This is a genomic window from Neobacillus sp. GCM10027624 (genome assembly GCF_042675345.1).
GTDB lineage: Bacteria > Bacillota > Bacilli > Bacillales > Cytobacillaceae > Neobacillus > Neobacillus cucumis_D.
In genome coordinates this window covers 1-1,436 of the sequence record NZ_JBHTHD010000026.1, presented here as the reverse complement: position 1 = coordinate 1,436, position 1,436 = coordinate 1, and the positions used below count along the sequence as shown (strand labels likewise).

Genomic DNA, 1,436 nt, shown 5'->3' with positions numbered 1-1,436 from the left:
TGATCTGAACCCAAAAAGTTAGACACAAATATTAGGCAGCTTCCTGGGCATGAATTCGGTATTCAACCGGACTCATGCCCTTTAATTTTGCCTTAATTCGTTTGTGATTGTAATAATGAATGTAATTATCTAATTCTAGTTTAAAATGCTCCATACTCTCAAATTCTCTGAGGTAAAGTAATTCACTCTTTAATAAGCCAAAGAAATTCTCCATTACTGCGTTATCTAGACAGTTACCTCTACGAGACATGCTTTGTGTAATTCCATGTCCTTTTAATGCATGTTGATACTGTTTCATCTGATAATGCCAGCCCTGATCAGAGTGAAGAATAGGGATATCCCCATCTTTTAATCTATTAAATGCCTTATCCAACATCTTAGAAACAAGTGGGTAAACTGGACGGTTTTCATAATTATACGCAATGATTTCGCCGTTATAAAGGTCGAGGACAGGCGAAAAATATAGTTTCTCCCCAAATAAGTGAAATTCCGTTACATCTGTTACCCATTTTTCATTAGGATTAGTTGCTTGAAAATCACGTTCTAAAATATTAGGAGCAATTTTGCCTACTTGTCCTCGGTATGAACGATACTTTTTCATACGGACAAGACATTTTAACCCTAGTTCCTTCATTAACCGACGAACTGTTTTGTGATTGAACAAATAGCCTTGATTACGCAGTTCCAATGTAATACGACGATAGCCATAACGACCTTGGTTTTCGTCAAAAATCTGTTGGATAACTCTCTTTACTTCGCTATATTTATCCGGTCGATTCATTTGTTTTACCCAGTAATAATATGTGCTTCGCGGGATATCAGCCACTTTTACTAAGTTAATTATTTTAAATTCATGCCTTAGCTCATAGATTACCTTCGCTTTGTCTTGTTCTGTAATCTTTCCTTTTCCTGAACTAAGGCATTCAACTTTTTTAAATAGGCATTTTCCATGCGTAAACGTTCAATTTCAGCGAGTAATGCTTCTTGTGATCCTTCAACTGGTTGAGTTTTCTTGATTTCTTTTTTCATGGATGGACGCCCTTTCATTTTCCGTTGGAGAGCGTCAATCCCTTGTGTTTCAAATAAATGTACCCAATTCCACACAGTGCCAGAGGCAGGAATATTAAATACTGTTGTAGCTTCCTCAATGGACGCTCCCATTTCATTTATATAATTAATTACGTCCATTTTAAACTCTACTGAATAATTTGTATATGTTCCTTGAAAAGCTGCCAAACTATGCTTTCTATATTTAGCTACCCATTTTTTTAACATAGTTGTACTCACGTTGTGTTTCTTAGCTGTGGCTTCAAAGGATTCCACGCCTTCAAGGTAAGCAGTAACTGCAGTTAATTTAGTTTCTAAACTATATTTGGTCATAATTAAAAACTGCACCTCCAATTGTTATTTGTGTCTAACAATTGGGGTGCAGTTCA

1 protein-coding gene is annotated in these 1,436 nt (G+C 35.9%); it reads right to left on the bottom strand.

Annotated features, from left to right (window positions below; all coding sequences use genetic code 11):
* Nucleotides 1-31 precede the first annotated feature (31 nt).
* Nucleotides 32-1,380 (bottom strand): IS3 family transposase gene (locus ACFQZ9_RS28645; RefSeq protein ID WP_498946758.1). Its coding sequence is split into 2 segments (ribosomal slippage): nucleotides 32-936 and nucleotides 936-1,380, totalling 1,350 coding nucleotides; the frame shifts between segments, so codons are not numbered across the junction.
* Nucleotides 1,381-1,436: the final 56 nt, after the last annotated feature.